Origin of the sequence: Halostagnicola sp. A-GB9-2, from assembly GCF_030068615.1 — an archaeon.
In the GTDB taxonomy this organism is placed as follows: domain Archaea; phylum Halobacteriota; class Halobacteria; order Halobacteriales; family Natrialbaceae; genus Halostagnicola.
The window spans coordinates 327,922-350,842 of the sequence record NZ_JASJOC010000002.1 but is presented as its reverse complement, the minus strand read 5'-3'; the positions used below and the strand labels follow the sequence as shown (position 1 = coordinate 350,842).

General features: G+C 56.7%; 20 protein-coding genes and 1 tRNA gene. 5 read left to right on the top strand and 16 right to left on the bottom strand.

The genetic code is table 11. The annotated features are described in order from the left end of the window. Positions 1-14: 14 nt before the first annotated feature. The gene (locus QNM96_RS07235) at positions 15-605 is read right to left on the bottom strand and encodes a hypothetical protein (protein ID WP_283835384.1); all 591 of its coding nucleotides are present in this window, start codon (positions 603-605) and stop codon (positions 15-17) included. A gap of 388 nt (positions 606-993) precedes the next feature. Between QNM96_RS07235 and QNM96_RS07230 the strand changes: the two genes are divergently transcribed. After that, positions 994-1,986, top strand: coding sequence for a DUF1616 domain-containing protein (locus QNM96_RS07230; protein ID WP_283835383.1), 993 nt, complete (start codon positions 994-996; stop codon positions 1,984-1,986). An 814-nt stretch (positions 1,987-2,800) separates the two neighbouring features. Here the strand turns inward: QNM96_RS07230 and QNM96_RS07225 are convergent. The 4 genes from QNM96_RS07225 to QNM96_RS07210 form a co-directional block, all read right to left on the bottom strand. Continuing rightward, positions 2,801-4,777, bottom strand: a complete 1,977-nt coding sequence (locus tag QNM96_RS07225; RefSeq protein WP_283835382.1) for a hypothetical protein — start codon at positions 4,775-4,777, stop codon at positions 2,801-2,803. Next, a complete protein-coding gene (locus QNM96_RS07220; RefSeq protein WP_283835380.1) occupies positions 4,767-5,729 on the bottom strand; it encodes a glycosyltransferase family 4 protein in 963 nt (320 codons plus the stop codon). The genes QNM96_RS07225 and QNM96_RS07220 overlap by 11 nt, the downstream gene beginning before the upstream one ends. A gap of 4 nt (positions 5,730-5,733) precedes the next feature. Further along, positions 5,734-6,810 (bottom strand): DUF354 domain-containing protein, encoded by a 1,077-nt coding sequence (locus tag QNM96_RS07215; RefSeq protein ID WP_283835379.1) that lies wholly within the window; start codon positions 6,808-6,810, stop codon positions 5,734-5,736. A gap of 94 nt (positions 6,811-6,904) precedes the next feature. After that, entirely contained in the window at positions 6,905-8,299 is a 1,395-nt protein-coding gene (locus QNM96_RS07210) for a nucleotide sugar dehydrogenase (RefSeq protein WP_283835378.1), read from the bottom strand. 393 nt (positions 8,300-8,692) lie between these two features. On the opposite strand from QNM96_RS07210, the gene QNM96_RS07205 reads away from it, so the two are divergent. Both QNM96_RS07205 and glmS read left to right on the top strand, forming a co-directional pair. Further along, positions 8,693-9,304, top strand: a complete 612-nt coding sequence (locus QNM96_RS07205; RefSeq protein WP_283835377.1) for a helix-turn-helix domain-containing protein — start codon at positions 8,693-8,695, stop codon at positions 9,302-9,304. Between the two features lie 815 nt (positions 9,305-10,119). Further along, complete coding sequence (gene glmS / locus QNM96_RS07200) at positions 10,120-11,928, top strand: glutamine--fructose-6-phosphate transaminase (isomerizing) (RefSeq protein ID WP_283835376.1); 1,809 nt, start codon at positions 10,120-10,122, stop codon at positions 11,926-11,928. Between the two features lie 814 nt (positions 11,929-12,742). On the opposite strand, the gene QNM96_RS07195 is transcribed toward glmS, so the two are convergent. Then, positions 12,743-13,615: a carboxypeptidase-like regulatory domain-containing protein gene (locus QNM96_RS07195; RefSeq protein WP_345782526.1), complete on the bottom strand. Its 873-nt coding sequence runs from the start codon at positions 13,613-13,615 to the stop codon at positions 12,743-12,745. 574 nt (positions 13,616-14,189) lie between these two features. On the opposite strand from QNM96_RS07195, the gene QNM96_RS07190 reads away from it, so the two are divergent. Continuing rightward, positions 14,190-16,007: a carbamoyltransferase C-terminal domain-containing protein gene (locus QNM96_RS07190; protein WP_283835374.1), complete on the top strand. Its 1,818-nt coding sequence runs from the start codon at positions 14,190-14,192 to the stop codon at positions 16,005-16,007. A gap of 231 nt (positions 16,008-16,238) precedes the next feature. On the opposite strand, the gene QNM96_RS07185 is transcribed toward QNM96_RS07190, so the two are convergent. Both QNM96_RS07185 and QNM96_RS07180 read right to left on the bottom strand, forming a co-directional pair. Then, a tRNA-Glu gene (locus QNM96_RS07185) sits at positions 16,239-16,313 on the bottom strand. Between the two features lie 84 nt (positions 16,314-16,397). After that, a complete protein-coding gene (locus tag QNM96_RS07180; protein ID WP_283835372.1) occupies positions 16,398-17,597 on the bottom strand; it encodes a hypothetical protein in 1,200 nt (399 codons plus the stop codon). A 244-nt stretch (positions 17,598-17,841) separates the two neighbouring features. On the opposite strand from QNM96_RS07180, the gene QNM96_RS07175 reads away from it, so the two are divergent. Then, a complete protein-coding gene (locus QNM96_RS07175; RefSeq protein ID WP_283835371.1) occupies positions 17,842-18,426 on the top strand; it encodes an MBL fold metallo-hydrolase in 585 nt (194 codons plus the stop codon). Positions 18,427-18,437: 11 nt separating this feature from the next. Here the strand turns inward: QNM96_RS07175 and QNM96_RS07170 are convergent, their stop codons facing one another. The 8 genes from QNM96_RS07170 to rpl7ae all read right to left on the bottom strand — a co-directional run bounded on the left by QNM96_RS07170 (position 18,438) and on the right by rpl7ae (position 22,823). Continuing rightward, on the bottom strand, positions 18,438-19,274 hold the full coding sequence (locus QNM96_RS07170; protein ID WP_283835369.1) for an ATPase: 837 nt from the start codon (positions 19,272-19,274) through the stop codon (positions 18,438-18,440). A gap of 135 nt (positions 19,275-19,409) precedes the next feature. Next, the gene (locus QNM96_RS07165) at positions 19,410-19,676 is read right to left on the bottom strand and encodes a DUF5827 family protein (protein ID WP_283835367.1); all 267 of its coding nucleotides are present in this window, start codon (positions 19,674-19,676) and stop codon (positions 19,410-19,412) included. Between the two features lie 155 nt (positions 19,677-19,831). Then, complete coding sequence (gene sod / locus QNM96_RS07160) at positions 19,832-20,434, bottom strand: superoxide dismutase (RefSeq protein WP_283835365.1); 603 nt, start codon at positions 20,432-20,434, stop codon at positions 19,832-19,834. Between the two features lie 274 nt (positions 20,435-20,708). Then, on the bottom strand, positions 20,709-21,068 hold the full coding sequence (locus QNM96_RS07155) for a hypothetical protein (RefSeq protein WP_283835364.1): 360 nt from the start codon (positions 21,066-21,068) through the stop codon (positions 20,709-20,711). A gap of 297 nt (positions 21,069-21,365) precedes the next feature. Then, complete coding sequence (gene ndk, locus QNM96_RS07150; RefSeq protein ID WP_283835362.1) at positions 21,366-21,830, bottom strand: nucleoside-diphosphate kinase; 465 nt, start codon at positions 21,828-21,830, stop codon at positions 21,366-21,368. Beyond that, a complete protein-coding gene (locus QNM96_RS07145) occupies positions 21,827-22,222 on the bottom strand; it encodes a 50S ribosomal protein L24e (protein WP_283835360.1) in 396 nt (131 codons plus the stop codon). The genes ndk and QNM96_RS07145 overlap by 4 nt, the downstream gene beginning before the upstream one ends. A gap of 2 nt (positions 22,223-22,224) precedes the next feature. Then, positions 22,225-22,449: a 30S ribosomal protein S28e gene (locus QNM96_RS07140; RefSeq protein ID WP_050050710.1), complete on the bottom strand. Its 225-nt coding sequence runs from the start codon at positions 22,447-22,449 to the stop codon at positions 22,225-22,227. A gap of 11 nt (positions 22,450-22,460) precedes the next feature. Next, the gene (rpl7ae, locus tag QNM96_RS07135) at positions 22,461-22,823 is read right to left on the bottom strand and encodes a 50S ribosomal protein L7Ae (protein WP_049952968.1); all 363 of its coding nucleotides are present in this window, start codon (positions 22,821-22,823) and stop codon (positions 22,461-22,463) included. Between the last annotated feature and the right edge of the window lie 98 nt (positions 22,824-22,921).

Below are 22,921 nucleotides of genomic sequence, written 5' to 3'. Positions count from 1 at the left end.
AGACCGCTACGTGGTTAGTTGAAAAAGCGGCGAGCAGTCATCAGGGTGAAAAGCAACAGCATAAGTGCGCTGAGGCCGATTCCCGAGAAGACCGAGATGATCGGCATTTCGAACACCGCCCCCAGAAGTATTACATAACAGAGGACAGTTGCGCCGATGTACCCGTCATCCCAGCCTCGCTGCTCGGCTTCGTTGTCAGCTGTCGGTTCGGTAACTGGGTCCACCTGAAGGTACCGGTCGACCTCGTCTGCGAGCGGTTTCCGTTCGACGATTCCGCGGTTCTGTTGGTAGTCGATTATTCCCGCCTTATCGAGTTTCGAGAGGTGGGATTGGTACAGCGGGATGTACACGCGTTGGCGCTGGGTGGAAGTCAGTTCTTCAACGGTTGTTTCGTGTTCCCATGCCGCAACCTGTTCTGCAACGTCTCGCATACGGACTGGGCCTTCAGTTTGACGTAGATACTCCAGTACCAGCCGTCTGCGTTCATTTTGCAGTAGGTGGAATATTTCGTCTTTAGGGAAGGTATCGTTCTCCGAACTGCTTTCACCCTCGTTATCCATATCCGGTTCCCCCTGTTCTTCCGAACTGATATATGTCGATTCCATCGTGGTGATTCTCACTAATCAGAAGGAGATAATAAAGGATTGGAACCGTACATCTTTTGAGAATCTATTTTCATTCAGTTCATCAATGCGAATTTGTTTTTTGCCCATTTTATACTCTCGATTACGGACCTGTAACGTCCAAATAACCGGACCATACGACACTCGAGCTAAAAATTATTCCATGGTATCTCCATATGATCCGTACCGACATTACTACTGAATTTATGGACGTTCTTAATTTTGAAACGGTACAGAACCGGCGAAACACTTATAGCTCATATTATTGCCAGATGCGTTATATAATTCCGAAAAGAGACCTCCAAGCACCCCCTGATTTACCGGGCTTACAGGGGTGATAATAAACCGTGAGCCGACCGTAGATAGCCATATGAGTGACACCGACTGGTGGTTTCTCGACCTCGCACTTCTCGTTGCAGCTACTGGAGCCGTCGCCCTCGGCCTGTTTAGCGGTATTTCGGGCGCTATTCGGGTCCTGTTAGCGATACCACTCGTTCTCTTATTCCCCGGATACGCCCTCGTAGCGGCTCTCTTTCCCGGTGATGCGAGTGGAGAACAACACTCGTTCGACGAAGAACAAACGGGGTTCGATAAATCTGCACTGCTCAGCGGCGGTATTAAGCCCACAGAACGCTTCATTTTGTCGATTGCTTTCAGTGTCGCTCTCGTTCCCGGAATTGCCCTCATTACGACCGTAACCCCATGGGGTGTGACCGCCGAACCAGTACTTTTCGGGATTTCATTGTTGACGATCTGTCTCGCGCTTATCGGAGTCCTTTCCCGGTATCAGCTTTCGCCAGCCCACCGGTTCGAACCAACTCGCGTAATCGTCCCACCCATTATTAGACAGGATCAATCGACCCCGTACAACCGAACAAATACGCGACCGTACAATATCGCGATTGCGTTTGGTCTCATCCTATTGATTGCCAGTGCCGGATTCGCCGTTGCTAATCCGGTACAACCGGACGGGTTTACCGAATTTTCAGTCGAAACATCAGACCTCGACGGTGAGACGGAAACGATGTACGAGTCGACGTTCACTGCAGGCGAGCCACAGGAAGTGCCGATTTCGATTACGAACCAGGAGAACGGCGATCGGACGTATACCGTCGTTGCACTCATTCAACAGGTCGAGTACGGCGACGGTGACGAGGTGACGGTCGAATCGGAAGCAGAACTCACCAACGAAACAGTGAGCGTTTCCGAGGGTGAAACGCACGAACAACCACTGGAGATCACGCCATCGGCGGACGGTGAACAACACCGACTGGTATTATTGCTTTACGAAGGTGATTCCCCGTCCGACCCAGCAGTTGATACCGCCGATCAATCGCTCCCACTTCCGATTGAACTCGAGTAAGTAGCAGACGTCTTATTCTCGCGTCTCGTCCCGTATTTGGTTGCACCGGAGGTTCTAACGACGTTCATACCTCTGTCTCATTATCACCGTGTTATCGAAGCTGGCGAGATCTAATACATGGATAAGTGGGACATAAAGCGGTTCTACGGCTCCGTTCTCTCACGGATGTCAAACGATAGATCAGCGCTTCCGGTACGATCAGTTCATCCGTGAGATGTGTTGTAATACTGTCGGCTGTACGTTGTCACGATTCTCATCGCCTCGGGGGAGAGAATCTTTCCATAGGTACAGCCGACAGTCTACACTACCAGCTGTCAGACGTGCTCGGTACCCGCGATAGTGATAACCCAGATCATTTTCACCAGTATTTGACAGTGATTGAAACCACTATAACGCCGGAAGCAGATACGAGCGGCGCAATTCCCAGCGGGATGGAATTCGCGAATACAATCCGTACCCAGTTTCCGTGTGATGGACTTTCACTCCGAAGTGACCAACTCCTCACTCGAGGCAACGAATCCGATCTGTCACGGACTGACCGGCTCACTGCGGAAGTGGAGTTCCTAAACGCGCTCGAGACGAAAGAAAACCGATCTGCAGAAATGCCAGTATCCATTTTGGATTCTCTCACAGCTCGTCGACAGCCGCTCGTGGGACCGCTCACTCTCGCTCGCGGATCGGTACGAGAGTTGGAGTCGTCCGTTGGAAAACCCGACGAATGCGTTATAATGAGAAAGATTCCGACGGCGAGGCGAAGACGGGACCGCCACTCAAACCTGGTTGCGATGTCCCGCTCGAGGACATCACGCCGAGTTCAGTTAGTCGCCGGCGAAGCCGTACAGAACGTTACTTCACCGTTCGTGTATACGGCCCCCTGATCCGGTCGACAGAGTTGCTCTTGTGAGATGGATTTGGTCCGCTGTTCGCCATCGAGGTCTTCGAAGTAGGTGGCATCGGTCGACTGCGCCGATCGATAGACGGTATAGTCGTGATCCGCCGCCCCATCGTCGGGGATCGTCGCATCCCTCGAAGATGGATAGGCGCCGGTTCGACTGATCACTGTGTGATACGGATGATCGGTGTGGAGCTGTTGTTCCGGAAGAATCTCGTTTCCGGACGGCGATCCGGTGTGCTCACCGATCGCCTCAACTGCGGCCAGTTCCGCCTCGTCGTACGCGAGACGTTCGTGTTGATCGGAGAAGACCGGATTTTCGGCGTTACTCTGGACGGCGACTATCATCGCGCCCGGATAGACGAGCGTAAACACCAGTAAGACACAAACCACGATCTCGGGCGAGAGGTTTTGTCTGAACGAACGAAGGCCGATAGCACCGAGAATCGCCATGGGGGCAAACAGGAACGCGAACCACCGAGTTGGAATGAAGTTTCGGATGCCGAACATCGGCAGGACGAGGACGAACACCAGCATGATCGCCGCAGCGAGCAGTAGCGTAAAGACGGATTGCTCGGCGCGACGCCTGTGCACGACGTACAGACAGCCTGCAAACGTTACGCCGAGCAAGAGTAAAAATCCGAGCGCGTCCAGGTACGGAACGGCCTGCTCGAGCAACGTCGAGGTCTGCTCGGCACCGTCAGCACCGCCGTCGGAGGACCCACTCGCGATGTTGAGCAGGCCGGCACTTTCCTCGAGCGTCTCGGTGAAGAAAAGCAACACCGTCGCGAGGAACGAGTTCTCTCCGTACGGAGTAAGCGACCAGATGAAGATGGTCAACCCGAAATTGAAGACGACGAGTCCGAACAGGTTGACCGGTTTCTTCGCGCGAAAGACACTCGTGTCGAGCCGAGTCAGTCCCAGCGGTCCGATTACGAAGATAACCTGCGCGACGAACGCGGCCAACAACAGGACGAGCATGATGAACGTCGAAACTTGATGGGTGAGAATTATCGCGATCCCAAAGAGGATCAGGAGCGAGAAGTCGCGAATCGTATACTCGACTCGCATCACCCTGATCAGTGCGTACAACATCCCAAGGAAGAACACCAGACCGAGACTCGTCGGGATGAGGTGTAGCCCCCACATTGTGACGTGACTGGCGAACGCGAACAACGCGGCCGCCAACGTCGCCCATCGGTCCGACACGAGGAGATTCGCCGTCGCGTAGATGAGGAGTACCGAGAACGGCATGAGGATCCCCATCGAGAGATATAACGCGGTTCGAAGGGAGACGTCGTAGACGAGCGAACTCGCTACGACCAGCAGGTGATAGAGCGGCGATCCGTAGTGCTTGTCGTGGGAAATCGCACCTAACATCTCGGCGTCGTAAATCGCTTCAACGAACTCCATGTGGGTCCAGATATCGATGCCGATGTATCCCGGCGTCGCGTACAATGCGGTAAAGCGAAAGACTAGCGCGAACAGAACGATCTGGGTTAACACGATCCCGCGATGGAAATCCCGACTATCGGTAAAGACGATCTGACAGAGAATCAGCGTCCCGATCAGACTCGAGAGCGCGAAGAACAGGACTGTCCGTTCCCCCTGAAAAACGGTCAGAAAGACCAGAGACGAGAGTCCGACGAGAACGATCGACGGCAGTGCCATTGCGACGCTCGACGGGAGCGCCAGCAATTCGTTTACGTCGTCCTGTTGGTATAACGAGACGAGATACAGGACGCAGGCGAGACCGAGGATGATCGGCACCGTTTCGAGATAGATCTGGGAAACGAACAACTGGAGCGGCAACAACGCTAACGCGATCAACAGCCCGATGATCGCGGCGACCGTATCGAGTCGAAGAGGCCTGAGTTCCGAGAGGGATTTATATTCCATGGACAACACCCCTTCGAGACGGTGCAGATTCGTTCGTTTCGAGTAACTGTCCGTAAAGGGAGACGAGCGTCTCACCCATCGACTCGAGGCTGAGCCCGTCAATCACCTCACGCCCATCGGAGCGACCTCGGTTTCGGGCGATGGTTCTGAGACCGTTAACCAGGTCGTCGTCGTCATCACTGACGAAACAGTTCGAAACGCCGTCGACGGTCTCGCGAACGAATCCGACATCGGTCGAAACGACCGGAAGGTTACACGCGGATGCCTCTTTGACGACCATCGGGCCGCTTTCGCGCTTTGATGTGACCAGAAGGGCGTCGCTCGCGTTCATGTAGTAGGGCATCTCGTCGTGGTCGACGCCGTTTATTGCCCGCAGTTGAAGGTCGGTTTCCGTTTGCCTGGCGAGCGTTCGAGCGCGCTCGAAGTCTTTGACTGACCGCTCCGTGTCGTAGGGAAACAGCGCAATCGGTTTGTCGGTATCCCAGCCAACGTGCTTTCTCGCTTTTATCTGCGAAATCGGTCGAAAGATATCCGTATCCACGCCGAACGGGATCAGTTCGTGCGGCGTCTCGAGTCGTTTTGCCATCGCTTGACTCGGAGCGACCACGGCGTCCGATCGCCTGGCTCCGTGTTGACTGATCGATCGAAGCCACTCCTGGTCGCTCATCAGATCGGTTCCCCACAGCGTCAGCACGACGGGGCGGGTCGGCTGTGCGAGCGCGAACGGAACGGTAAGTCCGTAGTTCGCGTGGACCAGGTCGAAGTCAGTCGATCGAACGGCTGAAAGAATCTTTGGGTAGTATCGAACGTAGTCGAGCGGTGTTCGACCCGAATCCCCGTCGTATTCGCCCGGGACGCCGAGGACCGTACACTCGATACCGCGGTCCTCGAGAACCGATACCTGTTGTTCGAAAAACGGTCGCGGAGACGTGACCAACTGTAGTACCTTCATTGTGCTAGCTCGGGTTAGTCGCGAGTGCGGACCGATCCGGGTCGACCGCGCCTGCTTTCGTTTCGATGATATCGACGATCAGTTCCGTCACGTCGATGCGTTCCCCCAGGAGACGCTCCCGTCGCCGCTCCCACGTTTCGACGTCGTCGTCCGCCGATTCGACGATCGAAACGGCCTTTTCGAGCGATTTCGCGTGCCGATCCGCATCGTTGAACCCGAACAACAGCTCGTACTCCTCCTCGAGTTCGGTCGTGTATCCGAGCGGTTGGGAATTGACGTAGACGGACGGCGTTCCGAGCACCGCTGCCTCCGCTGCCGTCGTCGCCCCCTCACCGACGACGACGTCGGCGAACGCGAGGAGATCATGCATCCGTTCGGGAGCCGCCGTGAATTCGTAGGATTTCAGATCGGCCGGCGGATCGCCTTCCGCGGTGAGCAATACCTTTGCACCGGCCTCCTCGAGTCGGTCGACGACCTCGTGCGGGTCGTCGAACCCCCCCTGTCCGACGTCGTGTGAGGCCTCCCAACTACTCAGTCTGACGACGGCGAAGGTGTCGTCTCGATCCACTCCAACGGTCTCGAGGACGGTCGGATCGGGATCGAACCGGTTGGGATGGAGGTACGCCAGCTCGTGATATCCGGGGTAGGTTACCTGTTTCGGACCGATTTCGCCGTCGTAACACGCCGGAGTACAGATCACGTCGGCGAAGGGATACCCGAGCTTCTGAATGAGCGCCGCGTGCTCGGTGTCGTAGAAAACGATGCTCTTCGACCGGAGGATCGTCCCAATGTGAGCCGCGGCGACCCCGCCGATCGCGGTGATGACATCGGGCTGGATTCGTTGGGCTCGGCACAACAATCGTGCCTCGTAGGTCGCCTGGACGGTCGCGAGCGATAGCATCGAGTCGGAGTCCGTGGCCAGAAGCTCGTACTCGATCCCGTAGGCCTCGAGCAGGGCGACTGCAACCCCGCTCTCTCGAGCGAAGACGTGAACGTCGTGTCCCCCGGAATCCAGTTCCGCAATGGCGTTGCGAAAGAAGTGGACGTGGCCCGGATGCTGTATCGTAACGATGATGTCCATTAGTGTTCCCCCTCGTTGTCGAATCGTCTCGCTTGTTTCGTGCTCCCCATCCCGCATCCGTCAGCCGAGTCGATCAACGGCGTTGCGTTGTTCATCATAACTTCCGATAGACGAATCCTGCATCCGCCGCGTCGGCCTCCTCGAGCGCACCCATTACGTCCACTAGCGCAGGGTTCTCCGCGACATCAGTCGCGACCGCAGAGAGGTCGATGTGTTCGAACTCGGCGTGTGGCGTCGCGAGCAAAATCGCGTCGAATCCGTCGAAGGATAGGGTTTCCTGGACGTCGATGCCGAACGATTCTCGGACGACATCGTTGTCGGCGAACGGATCGTAGCCCTCGATATCGATGTCGTACTCTTGGAGGACTTCAATGACATCGGCGACTTTCGAACTTCGGATGTCACCGACGCCCGGCTTGTATGCCAGGCCGAGCACCAGAACCCGGCTCGTACTGAGCGCCTTTTTGCAGTCGTTGAGCGCTTTGATCGTCAGGTCGGCAACGTGGTTCGGAACAGATTCGTTGACTTTTCGGCTCGTTTCCATTAGCTCCGGAACGAACCCTTCCTGAGTCGATCGATACGTGAAGAAGTACGGGTCGACTGGAATACAGTGCCCCCCCACTAACCCCGGTCGGTATCCGTGGAAGTTCCACTTCGTACTCGCGGCATCGAGGACCTCCTGCGTATCGACGTTCATGTGATCGAACGCGATCGAGAGTTCGTTGACGAAGGCGATATTGAGATCCCGCTGGGTGTTTTCGACGACCTTGGAGGCCTCGGCGACTTCGATCGAGGGGGCGCGGTGAACGCCCGCGTCCACGATGGACTCATATAGCGTCGCGACGTCCTCGAGGACTTTCTCGGTTTGACCGCTGACAACCTTGACGACATCCGCGAGGCCGTGTTCCGCGTCGCCGGGAGTTGCACGTTCCGGTGAGTACCCGACGAAAAAGTCTTCACCAGCGGTCATTCCGGATGCGTTTTCCAGTGCCGGGATGAGCACCTCTCGAGTCGAGCCGGGGTAGACTGTCGATTCCAGAATAACCGTCGTCCCGGCGTCCATCTTCGATCCAACCGTCGTCCCCGCGCTCTCGACGTAGCTCAGATCCGGGCGGTCGTCGTCTCGAACCGGCGTCGGCACGGCGATGATAACGTATTCTGCCTGGGTTAGCGCCGCCGAATCGGTCGTGTACGTGAGTTCGTCCTGCTGGACCGCTTCGTCCGTCAGATCTCCGGTCGTATCCGTCCCCCCCTGCAGCGTCTCGACGGTCGAGTCGTTGACGTCGTACCCGATAACGGGATACGAAGACGATGCGAAACCGACCGCGAGCGGAAGCCCCACGTAGCCGAGGCCGACCACGCAGACAGTCGGTTTGCCGGCGGCCTGTCCGTGTTCGAGTGAAACACCGTTCTGTTCGGAATTGAACGTCTGATGGCCGCTTTCTTGCTCGTCATTTCGATCCTCGGTATCGCTAATTGTTGGGGTCATAGGTAATATATCGTTTTGGTCCATCGCACGCGGCTGTGCGACGGAACCGCGTAGACGGCGGTTCCGTATTCGTGGAACCGGCTTCACACTCGACAAGCAGGTTTGATCGGTTTACTATACCGCAGATAAACAGTTGTGGCACCCTCACGTGTGCTCGAACCTATCGATAGCGGCTACAATAGCGGAAATACCGCACAAACAGCGATTTGTATCGGCTCGAGAGTTAGCAGCCTGTTAAACGCGACTGTGTAAACCCATAATGAAGGTGCTATAGAGCGGCTACATAATACGATCAGCGTGCTGTCGAGGCGAGTTCGGCCACGCCCCGATCACCCAAATGGCGAAACTATGGTGCCCAGTTCACAGTCCGATAACGGCGTTTTCCAAGCCGCGGTGACTAGTATTGACTCCGCCGAAACCGTTCCGGGTTCGATTTCGCAATTCGGCGACGTTCCGGACGTCTCGACGGTTCACGTCCCAGAAATAATCGAAATTTCGGCAGGGCCTCCCCTCTTGATTCAGATGATTCGGACGGTTTCAGATCTGGAGGCTGCCCTGATCGTGATCCTCTTTCTCATGATCACGGCGCTCGTTGGTATACGGGTTACGGAAGCGATGTCGGATCGCGAACTTTCGGTGCCGACACAGGCGTTGGCCTCCGACGAGCAACGCGAATCCGTCCCACAGAACGAGACGACTCCGCGGGAGCAACCACCCGCCTACGAAAGCGTCGTCTCAGCCGAGACCCCGCCCGAACTGTTAAGCGATGAAGGGCAAGTCGTGCGATTGCTCGTCGAAAACCACGGTCGAATCCGCCAACACCAGATCGCGGAAGAAACCGGATGGTCGAAGTCGAAAGTCAGCCGAACACTCTCGAAGATGCACGATAGCGGAACGATCGAGAAGACATCGCTCGGGCGCGAGAACGTTATCACGCTCGCGAGAGACGAAATCAACGAAAACAATCAGTCGGACTCGGACAACGTCGGTAACCCGGTCGCCTGACCCCACCGAATCGGTCTTCGTGGGTGGTCGATAGTCTCCCCTCGTGTCGAATCGCGTTTCCTCATTTCGCTTCGATCGAAAAGTAACGCTGTCAGTATCGGCCGTCATCTACTCATCTCGTATCGTTCTTTATCTCCCCGTATTCCGTCCCGACAAACAGCGTCAAGAGGGAACTCCTGTCCGAGATTTCCTCCCGTTTAAAACACCTTCTCCGCTCTCGGAGCTCCCGGTATCGCCACGTTCACCGAAGGTACTAATCGTTTTTTCGCGTCCGTATATCCACTCTCAGGAGTCAGCTGATCGTGTCTATCTAACAACAATCCTCGGCACTCGTCTAGAGACCTCGATTAGCAGTTTGATAACGCCAACGAGAAGGGCTGTACACCCCATATCGACGTAGTGCAACTATTTTCCGAGCGCGGGTCGATTGTCTGACGACCGATCCAACTAGAATCGAACATGCACACATATATACCTAAATAATTCACTCCCATTTGCTTTTTCCCGGAATATATCGACACAAACCACTCATTATACACTCGATAGGTGGCGGCTTACCTGTACTATAGTAATGGCCCCAAAAGGATATGCGCTAGTAGATACCTGAGTCGTCCCTCAACGGACGCCATATACGGGTATGAGATAACGATGATACGAGACACCACCATATCTGAGGCTACTCTTTCGAGTCGGACTTTCAGTACCGTCGTAGCCAACGGGCCCGTTTCCAACGACTGTACAGTGACGAACAGAACACTGAAATTTGGCCTACGAGCACGGATGCGACAAGTATCGGCGACTGAGGTGTGTCACTAATGTGTGGTATTATTGCACGGATCGGTCACGGAGATGCCGCAGAAACGCTACTGTCTGGCCTCGAGAACCTCGAGTATCGTGGCTACGATTCCGCAGGTATCGCGGTCCAGAACGGATCGGGCGTCAAAGTCCACAAATGTTCGGGTGAAGTGTCCGAGCTCAAGTCACAGCTCGAAGTCCGTCCGAACGGAAACATGGGAATTGGCCACACGCGATGGAGTACCCACGGACCGCCAACCGACGAGAACGCCCACCCACACACCGATACTGTCGGCGACGTGGCCGTCGTCCATAATGGCGTTATCGACAATTACGACGAACTCAAAGCAGACCTTCGATCGAAGGGGCACGAATTCGAGAGTGATACGGACACGGAAGTGATCCCGCACCTGATCGACGAGTACCGGGACGAGACGGGTGACACCGAAGCGGCCGTCCGAAAGGCCGTCTCGACCCTCGAAGGAAGCTACGCAATCGCCGCTATCGTCGACGGAGAGGAAGCGGTGTACGCCGCTCGAAAGGGATCGCCGCTCGTCCTCGGTTTGGACGACGACGAGTGGTTCCTCGCGAGCGACGTTCCAGCCTTCCTCGATTTCACCGACGAAGTCATCTACCTCGAAGAGGGGGATATCGTCGTGCTCGAACCCGACTCGTATCAGATTACGGATCTCGAGGGAGAGCCGGTTAGCCGCTCGACCGATATCGTCGACTGGGATCCCGAGGACGCGGGCAAGGGCGAGTTCGACCACTACATGCTCAAGGAGATCTACAATCAACCGACCTCGCTCTCGAACACGATCGAGGGTCGTGCCGAGGACGGCGAGGTCGTTTTCGAGGACCTGCCCGCGGGCTCGTTCGGCGATATCGACGCCGTCCAGTTCGTCGCCTGTGGCACGTCCTATCACGCCGCGATGTACGGCGGCCAGTTGCTCCGCTCGGCGGGAGTCCGTACCGAAGTCCTGCGAGCGAGCGAGTACGAATCGACGACCGGCCCGGTCGACGAGAACACGCTCGTCGTCGCAGTCACGCAGAGCGGCGAAACGGCCGACACCTTGGAAGCTGTCCGCGAAGCGACTAGTCGCGGTGCTCGATCGCTCGCGGTCACCAACGTCGTCGGCTCGACCGCCGCCCGGACCGCCGACGATGCCGTCTACATTCGGGCCGGACCGGAAGTCGGCGTCGCCGCAACGAAAACGTACTCGTCTCAGGCGGTCACGCTCGCGTTACTCACTCAACGTATCGCCACTGACCTGCCCGATGCGGAGCCGGCGGAAGACAAAGAGGGGATGCTCGAGACGCTCCAGGACTTGCCCGGTCACGTCGAGCAGGTGCTCGAATCGAGCCGGGCGGAGACCGTCGCGAAAGAACGCCTGGACAGCAAGTCGTACTTCTTTATCGGCCACGGACTGAGCCACTCGGTTGCGCTTGAGGGGGCGTTGAAGTTCAAAGAGATCACCTACGAGCATGCCGAAGGGTTCGCTTCTGGACAGCTCAAACACGGTCCCCTTGCGCTCGTAACCGATGAGACGCCGATCTTTGCCGTCTATTCAGGTGGTGGAGACGAGAAGACGAAGACGAACGCGATCGAAGCTCAATCTCGGGGTGCGCCGATCGTCGCGGTCGGTCCCGACGACCATTCGCTCGTCGATGTGGCCGACACGCATCTTTCGGTTCCCGACACCCACCCCGTCTGGGCCGGCTTGCTCGCGAACGTTCAGCTCCAGCTCGTTTCCTACCACGCGGCGAAACTGCTCGATCGACCGATCGACAAACCCCGAAACCTCGCAAAGAGCGTCACGGTCGAATGACACGTTTTCGTTCCTGCTAACCGATCAACTTCGTAGTGGCCTGTTCTCGAACTGAATCAGCACTTCTTAGCGACGTCCACTCGGGTACGACGTACGGTGCGTTCACGAAGAGGGGGGATCGGCGGACAAACGTCACAACCACTGAGGATGGGGTTCTTCCGTCTCGAAGAGATCGGTTCGAATCAACGAGTTGGACGAAGTGTCACGACGACCTAATCGCGTTACTGTCGCCGAGCACACCCGCTGGATTCCCGGCGTGATCGGCCTGCTCTAATTACCGAATTCACAAAACCTAACCGCAGGTTCGGTTGGTACGTCTGTCCGGGTCGGGGCGCGTAAGCCGCCCAACTGTATCCCGCTTGCTTACCGAGCAGAGAGTGCTATCGCACGGCTGAGGAACTACAAAAACCTCGGGCCACCACGCTCGAGGCTGTTTACTCTGGTATCCGTCCGAACCAACGCCACTCGAAGGAACTGTTTCGGGCACCAGAGATACCGACGAACTCGCTTTCAGAAGGGCAACAACGGACAGACCGGTTCGCATACCGGATCCGGATGAGGTGTGGGATAGATCGACACGCCGTTACTCGAGCGTGACCCGGCGTGATCTGTGCTTTTCGAGGGCCGACGACTGATTCTACCACTTCATCCAAAATCGAGTTGGCCTAACGCGTGGATAGGACCGACAGCGACTGGCCTTTCTCCGATCAAATAGCAATTACGACGGCTTCGGAGGAAACTGTGGCCGTGCAAGCGAACAGCGGCGGGCGAACGGAATACCGGTTAGACGAACGCAGACGCGCCGCCAAACCGGCTACTCCGCTTCGAGTTCGAGCGTGATCTCTTCGTCGTCACCGTCGATATCGACCGAATCTTCCGCTTCTTCGTAACCGTCCGCGTCGGCTGTAACTATGTATTCCCCGTTCTCGCGTTCGAATTCGGCCTCGCCGTCGTCGTCAACTTCCTGGTCTTCGCCACTGAAGGCACCGAAGAAGTCGTCATCGGCGACTTCGACCGTCGCATTGTCGAGCGAATTCCCATCGTCATCCTCGACCACGGTCGTCAGTGTGTGTAGCCCCGCATCGTCGGATTCGTCATCATCGTCTTCCGCCTCGAGTTCGAGCGTGATCTCTTCGTCGTCACCGTCGATATCGACCGAATCTTCCGCCGCTTCGTAACCGCTGGCGGAGGCAGTGACGGTGTACTCCCCATCCTCGATGCTAAACGCCGCCTCACCATCGTCGTCGGTTGTCGTCTCCGCGTTGACACCGGGCCCGCCCTCGACCTCGACGGTGGCGTCTTCGACTTCATCGCCGTCATCGTTCTCGACCGTGGTCGTTAGCGTGTGTTCTTCGTCTTGCTCGTCATCCGCTTCGTCTTCATCGTCGGCTTCATCGTCGGCTTCGTCCTCGTCATCCGCTTCGTCTTCATCGTCGGATTCGTCAGCATCAGTATCGTCCGCCGCTGATTCCTCATCACTGTCGTCCTCATCACCCCCGTCGTCCGCTTCTTCGACTTCTCCATCGTCGCTATCCCCGTCGTCGCCATCACCCTCGTCTTCATCGTCATCGCCGGCCGAAGAGTCACCGAACCGGTCACTTACCGAATCGATTGCACTGTTGATCGACACGCCGCTTGCCGCAAAGACGAGCCCTGTCAGTAACAGGAGGACACCGACGACGGTCAACAGAATTTGAATACTGCTTTGAATCGAACGGGTATCTGAACCCTGTTGTCGAGCGTTAGGAGACATAACTGTCGTGTCGATTACCGACTCGGACGGGTTCCCGTCCGCGCAATCCCGACTCGACTCATCTCGAGCGCAAGAGAATCCGATAGCGCCGATGGTATCGCCCATCGCCGTCCGTATTCCAGCCACTGGCCTGAAAGTGAGCATCGGGACTTCGATCGAACCCCCGGTCCGATCGGCGATGGCATAGATGGATGCATTACGAGTATGGTTTCTCCTCTGGGCGGTTCACTATAGTGATTATAAGACCGTTTCAAACGGACAACGCTATTCAGCACCAGTGGAAATTGCTAATAGAAATAACAACAATCCGGATTTCCGAGGCTCTATTTCCGTTATTTCCTGTCTTTGTAAGACACAGTTGTGAAGAGAATTAACGGCTGGCCAAACGAGCATGTTGGTTCTATTAGTTGCATCTGTCCAGTAGGGAAGCATCGTCTTCCTCGTTCTGAAACCTCGTTTGGCGTTTAACAGGTTCATATTATCGGTGATAGATAGACTCCGTTCAGCTATGAGTGACTATACGCTTGCTTTCAAACCCGCAATTGGTCTGTACGGGCAACACGACCCCAGTGCTGTCCTCTTCGAAGACGGGACACCCGTGTTCGGTGTCGAAGAGGAACGGCTCACTCGCCAAAAACACGCCCCCGACACCTTCCCAACGAACGCTATCAATGCCTGTCTGGAGTACCGACAACTCGCTCTCAGCGATCTCGACACGATCTTCCTCCCCTACGATCCAAGTCTTCGGTCTAACATTCGATCTCACTACTTCGGCGATGCGATCCGCGCGCCAGGAATAACGAGAAAAATCTCCGCGATCGAAGAAGCCATCGTCACCGAGTTTCAGAGCCAACTGCTTCCGACGCGAAAGATCGAATCCCGTCTCGAAGAAATCGACACGCCCGTTCCACCGATCGAGCGACTCTCACACCACCGATGTCACGCAGCAAGCGCGTTCCACCCGTCCGGGTTCGACGAGTCACTCGTCGTGACGATCGATGCGAAAGGTGAGTACGACTCGACCGTCGTATGGCGGGGTGACCAGGGAGGGCTAGAGCGGGTCAAGACCTACGAACATCCGAACAGCCTCGGGCTATTCTTTGCGATCGTTACCGAGTATCTCGGTTACCGGATGTTCAACGGGGAAGGGAAGGTGATGGGATTGGCTCCCTACGGGAACGAGAATCCACAGATCGAGCGTGCGTTACGGTCGCTGATCGACGTCGAAGAATCGTACGACGTAACCGAACTCACGAAGCGATGGGGAACCGGCCACGGCGTGGAACTCTTGGAGGAAGTCTTCGACCGGCCTCGAAAGGACGAGCCCGAATCGTTTGATCAGTGGGAGAAAGACCTCGCGTACACCGCTCAGAAACTGCTCGAGGAGATCGTTCTCGAAATCGTGCAGACGCACACCAGAACCGTCGGTTCGAATAATATCGCTCTCGCCGGCGGCGTCGCTCTCAACTGCAAACTCAACAAGCGTATTCGGGAATCAGAACACGTCGACAACGTGTTCGTCCAACCCGTTGCAAACGACGCGGGACTCGCACTCGGGGCTGGGTGGGTCGGTCAATCACCGGCCACTGTCGACCGACTATCGACGGTATACCTCGGTCCAGAGTACGACTCGAACGAGATCGAATCACAGCTCCGGACCACCAAGATCGACTACAACAAACCGGATAATCTCGAGCGGTACGTCGCCGAACGGATCGCCGACGGCGCGCTGGTCGGATGGTTCCAGGGTCGAATGGAGATGGGGCCTCGAGCACTCGGCTCGCGGAGCATCCTCGCCGATCCCCGGACGATCGACTCGCGTGACCAGGTTAACCGGTTCGTCAAGCACCGTGAAGAATGGCGTCCGTTCGCCCCCTCTTTGCTCGAAGAAGCGGCTGAAGAGTATCTCATCGACGGTCAGACATCTCCGTTCATGATCGAGGCGTTCGATATCGAACCCGAGAAAGAAGACGAATTGAGCGCCGTCGTTCATCCCGCGGATAGTTCGACGCGCCCCCAGACCGTTCGAGAGGACCAACACGGGCGATACTACAGATTGATCGAAGCGTTCGGTGATATCACGGGCGTCCCGGTCCTCCTGAACACCTCGTTCAATGACAACGGCGAACCGATAGTGAACACGCCGATCGAAGCAGTCAAAGATTTCTACGGAATGGGGCTCGATCTCCTCGTACTCGAGGATTACGTCCTCGAAAAGAATGCGGTGGGTTCGTTCCCGGATCAAGCCACCAACGAACCGGTTACCACTCGGCCTGCACGGCACGAGGACAGGTACGAACAAAAACGACCGATTCGAAACGGATAGCGGACAGCTCTGCACCTGTTTTGACACATCTGCGTTCTTTCTGTGGACGCTCGTTGGCCCGCTCGAGGCCGTCGGTAGTTACACAGCACAGCCATTGGATCAGCCCACGGCGGATGCGCTCGATTTCGGAGCGGGTCTCGTCTCCGATCTTGAGAACGATGGTTGCCGTGTGAGCGTTCTCATCCGAATTCAACGTCGCACTTGCGACTCACGACGTTGTTTGCAAAGAAGTGCTCCGACAGGGATTCGAACCCTGGTCATTGCCGTGAGAGGGCAATATGATTGGCCGGACTACACCATCGGAGCGCGTACATATTCCTACTGCCGACTGTTGTTTAAGGATTCCGTTTCGATACAGGAGTGGCGTCAAGTAGCATGCACGGAGTTCGCTCACTCGTCGAACGGCGACTTCGTCGCCTCCGGCTCGTGGCCCTCGAGACTGATGATGTTCTCTCGGCCGACGCGGAGTTTGCTGATGGTTCCACTGTCTTCCATCTCCGAAAGGAGCATGCTGACTTTCGATTTCGACCAGCCAGTTTCGTCGACGATCTGAACCTGTTTCATACGGCCACCATTTTCCTCGATAAGGTTCACGACACGGTCCTCGTCGGTGAGCAGTTCCGTTTCCTGGAGTTCCTCTGTTGGCTCAGTGGTGGTCGCACCCGCTTCCGTCGGCCGTGGTTCTTCCCCGGCGGTCGATTTTACCGCTTCGTCGTCCGTATCACGGAATCGGACGAACGTCCCGATGCCGACCAGCACAGCGATAATCATAATGATCGCCAAGAGCGGGCTGAAAGTACCGTCTTCGAACGTGTCGAACGAACTCAAGAATCCGCCTTCGTTGGACTCCTCCGGATTGTCGAGAACGATGCGTGGCTCGCCAGGGATGAACTCCATTTCACCGGACCAGGTGACCTTGTTCGCATCTGCGAGTAGCTCCCGGTTGTACCGGCCGTCTTCGTGCACCGATTGGAACTCGAGGGAATCGTCGGTACTGACGGTAAGTCGCTGATCCTCGAGGAGGACCCACTCATCGAACACGTCGCCGGCTCGGACGGTTCCGTCGTCGTCGACTGCCGCAAACCCTTCCCAGACGAACGACATTTCGACGACGCCCGTGTTGTTTCCGGTCTGGCTAATTCCTTCCTGATCGACGTAGGCTTCGCGCTCGAAGTTCGTCGCCATCCCCTCCCGGTCGGAGCTTTCGACACCGGATTCGGTCAGGTTTTCTGCCTGATACTGAAATCCTCTGTAGAGACTGGTGTTTTCAGACTCGAACTCGTCTGCCCAGTCTTCGAACGCCTGAACCTCGTCTCCTTCGTCGTCGTCCTCGTCCAATGCGCGTTCGTACTTGAACGTCCAGGTCGCACTGCCGTTCTCGTGAATCGTCACCTCGAAAGCCGTGTCATCGAACTCTTGGCTGGTCCCCATCGAACCAGTGTTCGGTTCGACGCTTTGTTCGGTCGCCGTATGTTCGCTCTCTCCGGCCGTTGCTGCCGTCGTACCGCTCAGCAGCAGCGTCCCACCACCACTTAGCGTTCCTACCACGACGAAGAGGACGAGAAGTCCAATCAAAGGCGACCGAGTCATTCGTCTATTACTACGTGCCAGTGCTAAAAATCCTTGTGAATAGCAGTCTGTGTACACTCATCGTATCCTATTCATGCTCGTCGTATCCGACTCGACCCATTCGGAACCGGCTCAGAAACATCACTGACCGCCGAGACAGTGATTAAGTCGAGAACGGCCGCCCGTCTGCCCGGGACCGTAATCGGTGACCCAATCGAACAGCCGATGTCGACATACACAACATGGATCAACCCATATTCCCGGTATGGTCGATAATCTCGCCGAAGGCGTACACGCATTTACGAGCAACGTGTTTCTGGTGACGGGCGAACGAACGGTCGTGGTCGATACAGGTGCAAACTTCGACGCCGTCTCCGAGATCGAATCTCGCGTCGACGATCTCGACGCCGTCATCCTCACCCACACCCACAAAGATCACGTCGGAAATCTCGAGGCGATCAAAGACGCGTTCGAGGTCGATGCGTGGGGATTCGATTCGTCGGTCGACGGTGTCGATCACGAAATCGAGGACGAAGGGATCGTTACGCTCGGTGACCACGAGTACGTCGCGATGCACACACCGGGCCACAAAAACGACCACCTCTGTTTCTACGCAGAAGAGCCGGGGATTCTCTTCGCGGGGGACCTCATCTTTCAGAAAGGGAGCTACGGACGGACCGACCTGCCGGAAGGAGATCACGGAAAGCTCGTGTTGAGCATCCACGACGTCTTCGACCGCATTGACGAGGATCTTCAGGCGATGCACGCGGGCCACGGACCGAGCGTCACCGACCGGCCGTACAAACACGTCGAACTCACGGCGGGGATCGTCCTCGACGAAGCCGAGTGAGTCCGGCCCGCTTACGAACGATCTTCGGCCGCCTCGAGAAGCGCGTTGTAAGCCGGCTCGTACGCCATCGCAATCGCCGTTGGGTCCTGGCGCTGTTTCTTCGGTAGTGGAGACAAGGGCACACGAGCGACGGGATCGATCGATCCGATGACGTCGGGGACGCGTTTCTCGAGCGTTCCTTCGCCCGGACTCGAACTGGCCACCGTACAGGCCCGACAGAACCGAGAGCCGCGATAGATCCGTGCCTGACCGGGTTCGACGACGGCTACCGCCGAAACGAGGTCCTCGCCGAGCGCCTCGAGCGGCCGGGCGATGTCTCCGTAGGATTCGACCACGGCCAGTTCGGCGGACGCGATTTCGCTCGCCAGCGTTTCGAACGCCGAAGTATAGGTTCCCTGCATCAGTTCGTTGAGTTCCTCGACCGACTCGACGGTCGGCGAATCGGACAACGGGAGCGCCTCCGCAACGGTATCGGGGATGTCGGCAGTCCCATTGCGAACGAACAGCGGTTCGTCGTCATCGGGCCGGTTGACTCGATCGACGACGAACTCTCTATCGGTTCGTCCGAGTATCCCTGTCGAGCCGTCAGGATCTGGTTGCCACAGTCTGTGAACGGGGTTAAGGGCTTCAGGAGGTCTGTCGGCGTCTTCCGCTCTGGACAGTTTCGCCGCATCCTTCCCGTACAGTCGGCCGTCGACGAGCGCGTCGAGACAATCGTCGTGGTCGAACCAGTAGTCATTGCCTGCTCGAGGTTTGAAGGCAATGCCACCGGTTCGTTGGACGAGGCCGGTCGAGAACGTGGTTTTTCCTGCGTCCACGTGATCCGCGCCAACGACGAGAAAAATCATCGATGCTGACTACACCCCGTTGCCATCTCCTGATCGCCTATTCGACACGAGAAGGTACAGCGAGAGGATGACTCGAGTTGTCGTAACTGGGTCATACTGTAGCGTACGTACCTCGGATTCTGTCGGCCGACGTGATCAGTCTTTCAGTCCGTAATAGCCCGGTTCGTCTTCGTCGCGCGGCTCCGCGACGACGAGTTCGGCGGCGTTCGTCATAACCCACGGAATCGCCCAATCGAGCAGGATATCTTCGGTGTCTCGGTCGATATCCGCGTCCGCGTCGAGCCCCTGCAGGAGACGCGCGATTTCGTAAATCGTATACATCTGATCCTCCTCGAGGAGCTCCGTTGGCGTGTAAAAGTCACAAGGTGGTAAGCTGTCGAACTCCGATTTTGGGACAGGCATACGTCGGCGTAGGTCAGTCTCGCGGGTAAACTGTATGGTTTGTTGCCGAGAAGTACGGGTTGGTTCCGAGAACGAAACGTGCGGTTTCGACACGACGAACCACTTGCTACGGGTAAACGGACTACGTCACAAAAATGGACGGTGTTACTGGAGACTTATTCGAAGTGGTCGAGACAGGTTTCGTACTCTTGGGCTGCTTTGTCCCAGTTGACGACATCGAAGAACGCGTCGATGAAGCTCCCGCGGTCCGGTCCGTAATCGTAGTAGTAGGAGTGTTCCCAGACGTCCAGCGCGAGAATCGGGTGCGAGCCCCAGAGTGCGCCCTGGTCGTGCTTGTCGACAGCGACGTTGCGAAGCTGTTTTGCGACGGGATCGTATACCAGTAGCGCCCAGCCGCCTGCTGCGCCGGCAGCAGCTTCGAACTCGCCTTTCCAGCCCTCGTAGGAGCCGAAGTCTTCTTCGATGCGGTCGGCGAGGTCGCCGGTTGGCTCACCGCCACCGTCGGGGGACATGTTCTCCCAGAACAGCGTGTGGAGATAGTGGCCACAGCCGTTGTGAGTCACGTTGCCGAGTGCACCCGGAGTCGAGTCGAAGTCACCGCTCTCGCGGTTCTCCGAGAGTGTTTCTTCTGCGCTATTGAGGCCGTTGACATACCCCTGATGGTGGGTATCGTGATGCCAGGTCACGACCTGTTCGGAGATCGATGGTTCGAGTGCGTCGTAATCGTATGGAAGTGGTGGAAGTTCGTGATCAGTCATAATTGTACACCTCTAACTGGTCTGTCGGCCGCTCACCTGTTAAGTTTTAAGGAGTGAAATGATACCACATCACACGATAAACTCGGTAGCGGTATCACAGATGGTCACTCCTGACGAAATCAACGACGGTCGCTCTGTTAAAGCTTTCAGGGAACGTGTCGGCCACAGTGTACGATAGGCTCGTGGATAACAGAGCTGGCAACGTCAACGTGCTGGCAACGTTATAGGCTGGACATCAACGTCTGCCGCAGAGTCGGCGTCACGCACACACGCCCTAGTCGAGGAACTCCTTGTGACGGGCATGCTCGAGCCACTCCTCGAGCGTCGGCTGTTCCCAGTAGCGAATGGTATCGCTTCGAGTATCGTACTCCAAAATTCCCGCATCCTCGAGGCGCGGCAAATGAACGTGTTGTAACGATGTTTGTATCTGTAACCGATGATCTTCTCCGTGATCGTCTTCTCGTGTGTAAATATTGTCAACCAACTCGTCGAACGTCGCAATTCCATCGTCCTGATCGGCGAGATGATACAGTCCATATCGCCGTCGCTGGACCGAAAGTAGGTCGAATACCAGATCTAGCGATGGCGCTGCTGTCGTTTCAACGGCCGTTGATTCACGTTCTGTCTTACCCATCCAGTAACCACCTACCGTACGTTACCATTCGAAACCACCACTAGCCCCTAGTGCAGCCGACACATTAGATGTTACGCTATTCGACAATATTATATATTTAAATTTGGATAGTTCCTGTTGAGAGCGGTTTTGGAAGAATCGACCACGTGAGTTGTCGAATAGCGCGTCCGTCAACTGCTTTCGGTTTCGACGACAGGTACTGTATCCAATGTGACTTGTCAATACATCCCTCTATTTGGATGTGGTCCGAAAAATAAAACTCGGAAAACGAACGACCGGCGCTACCGAGCGGCTCGGTTATTCGTACAACCAACTTGCGTCGTGTTGCTCGTAGTCGATCAGTTCGTCGTCGTCGAAGTGAATCGCAATCTCTCTCTCGTTTGCGCCCTCGTCCTCGTGGTCAGCCGCGTGAACGACGTTGCGACCGAGATCGAGTGCGAAGTCTCCGCGAATCGTTCCCGGGGCAGCCTCGAGCGGATCGGTCTCGCCAATCATTTGGCGGACCTGTCGAGTTGCATCTTGGCCTTCCCAGACCATCGGAACGACCGGACCGGCCGTGATGAACTCGATGAGATCATCAAAGAACGGCTTGTCCGTATGTTCGGAGTAATGCTCTTTTGCGCGTTCCTCGGGCATGTTGATGACCTTGATCCCAACGAGCTTGAGGCCGCGGTCCTCGAGACGGGAAACGACGTTTCCGACGAGACCGCGAGCGAACGCATCCGGTTTGATCATCACGAACGTGCGTTCGTGGTCGCTCATTGGTCGTCCTCGTCTTCCGCGCCGTCGTCTTCGGCGGACGATTCGTCCGAGTCGGCTTCTTCGGCCTCACCTTCGCCAGCCTCGGCTTCATCGTCTTTGCCCTCTTCCGGCTCGGAGTCATCCTCGTCTGCCTCGAGTTCGGACTCCTCGCTCGTCTCATCCTCGTCGGTTTCGGTCGTTTCGTCGGCAGCTGTCTCGGCCTGTGCCGGACTCTTGCCGCGACGACCTTCCTCGGTCCACTCGAGGTCACGCGGTTCGCGACCGAGCTTGTAGTTCTTTTCCGCTTTCGAGTCGACGAAGTGGAGCACGCTGCCGTCCTTGCGGACGTACATGATGCCCGTTCCGGGCTCGATCTCTTCGCCGGTGTAATCGCAGGTTCGTTTCTCGACCATTGTTACTGTCCTCCAATCGAGTCGGCCTCGCGGGCGGTCTCGCGGAGCTGGAGTACGTCCCCTTCGCGGACCGGTCCGAGGCAATTTCGGGTAATTATGCGACCTTGGTTCTCGCCCTCCTTGATTCGGCACTTGACCTGCATGGCCTCACCATGCATTCCGGTCTTGCCGACGACTTCGATAACTTCGGCGGGCGTCGAGCCGCTTTCTCCCTCTTCAGCACTCATCTTGAGTCACCTCAGTCGAGATCCTCGATCTTCCCAGCGATGTCCTCGACGTCGTCTCCGGCCTCGCCGGCGTCGACGATTGCCGCGGCGGCTGAGCCGACCTCAAGCCCGGCGGCGTGTCCGACGTCGTCCTGCGTTTCGACGAAGACGACGGGGATGCCCTTCTCGTCTGCAAGTTCGGGGAGGTGCATCACGATTTCCTCGGGGGTGACATCCTCCGCGACGAAGACGAGATCGGCGTTGCCGCGTTCGATCGCTTTGGTGGTTTCGTTCGTTCCTTTCTTTACACGTCCTGTGTCTCGTGCGACCTCGAGCGCCTCAAGGGCGTCGTCGGCGAGGTCGGCTGGGATTTCTGTAGTTACGTAAACTGCCATTGGTTGTTCACCTCTCCTACGCGCGGGCTCTCGCTCCCCTGCCATCCGGGCGCTGGGTCGCTGTCGGTGTGTCGGTTCGTATCCGATCCCCTGACATC

Coding starts and splice junctions, on each gene's coding strand:
- QNM96_RS07170 (WP_283835369.1), bottom strand. CDS start 19,274: ATGATTTTTCTCGTCGTTGGCGCGGATCACGTGGACGCAGGAAAAACC.
- QNM96_RS07190 (WP_283835374.1), top strand. CDS start 14,190: ATGAGTGACTATACGCTTGCTTTCAAACCCGCAATTGGTCTGTACGGG.
- sod (WP_283835365.1), bottom strand. CDS start 20,434: ATGACTGATCACGAACTTCCACCACTTCCATACGATTACGACGCACTC.
- QNM96_RS07140 (WP_050050710.1), bottom strand. CDS start 22,449: ATGAGTGCTGAAGAGGGAGAAAGCGGCTCGACGCCCGCCGAAGTTATC.
- QNM96_RS07155 (WP_283835364.1), bottom strand. CDS start 21,068: ATGGGTAAGACAGAACGTGAATCAACGGCCGTTGAAACGACAGCAGCG.
- ndk (WP_283835362.1), bottom strand. CDS start 21,830: ATGAGCGACCACGAACGCACGTTCGTGATGATCAAACCGGATGCGTTC.
- glmS (WP_283835376.1), top strand. CDS start 10,120: ATGTGTGGTATTATTGCACGGATCGGTCACGGAGATGCCGCAGAAACG.
- QNM96_RS07145 (WP_283835360.1), bottom strand. CDS start 22,222: ATGGTCGAGAAACGAACCTGCGATTACACCGGCGAAGAGATCGAGCCC.
- QNM96_RS07235 (WP_283835384.1), bottom strand. CDS start 605: ATGGAATCGACATATATCAGTTCGGAAGAACAGGGGGAACCGGATATG.
- QNM96_RS07180 (WP_283835372.1), bottom strand. CDS start 17,597: ATGACTCGGTCGCCTTTGATTGGACTTCTCGTCCTCTTCGTCGTGGTA.
- QNM96_RS07210 (WP_283835378.1), bottom strand. CDS start 8,299: ATGACCCCAACAATTAGCGATACCGAGGATCGAAATGACGAGCAAGAA.
- QNM96_RS07220 (WP_283835380.1), bottom strand. CDS start 5,729: ATGAAGGTACTACAGTTGGTCACGTCTCCGCGACCGTTTTTCGAACAA.
- QNM96_RS07215 (WP_283835379.1), bottom strand. CDS start 6,810: ATGGACATCATCGTTACGATACAGCATCCGGGCCACGTCCACTTCTTT.
- QNM96_RS07225 (WP_283835382.1), bottom strand. CDS start 4,777: ATGGAATATAAATCCCTCTCGGAACTCAGGCCTCTTCGACTCGATACG.
- QNM96_RS07175 (WP_283835371.1), top strand. CDS start 17,842: ATGGTCGATAATCTCGCCGAAGGCGTACACGCATTTACGAGCAACGTG.
- rpl7ae (WP_049952968.1), bottom strand. CDS start 22,823: ATGGCAGTTTACGTAACTACAGAAATCCCAGCCGACCTCGCCGACGAC.
- QNM96_RS07230 (WP_283835383.1), top strand. CDS start 994: ATGAGTGACACCGACTGGTGGTTTCTCGACCTCGCACTTCTCGTTGCA.
- QNM96_RS07165 (WP_283835367.1), bottom strand. CDS start 19,676: ATGCCTGTCCCAAAATCGGAGTTCGACAGCTTACCACCTTGTGACTTT.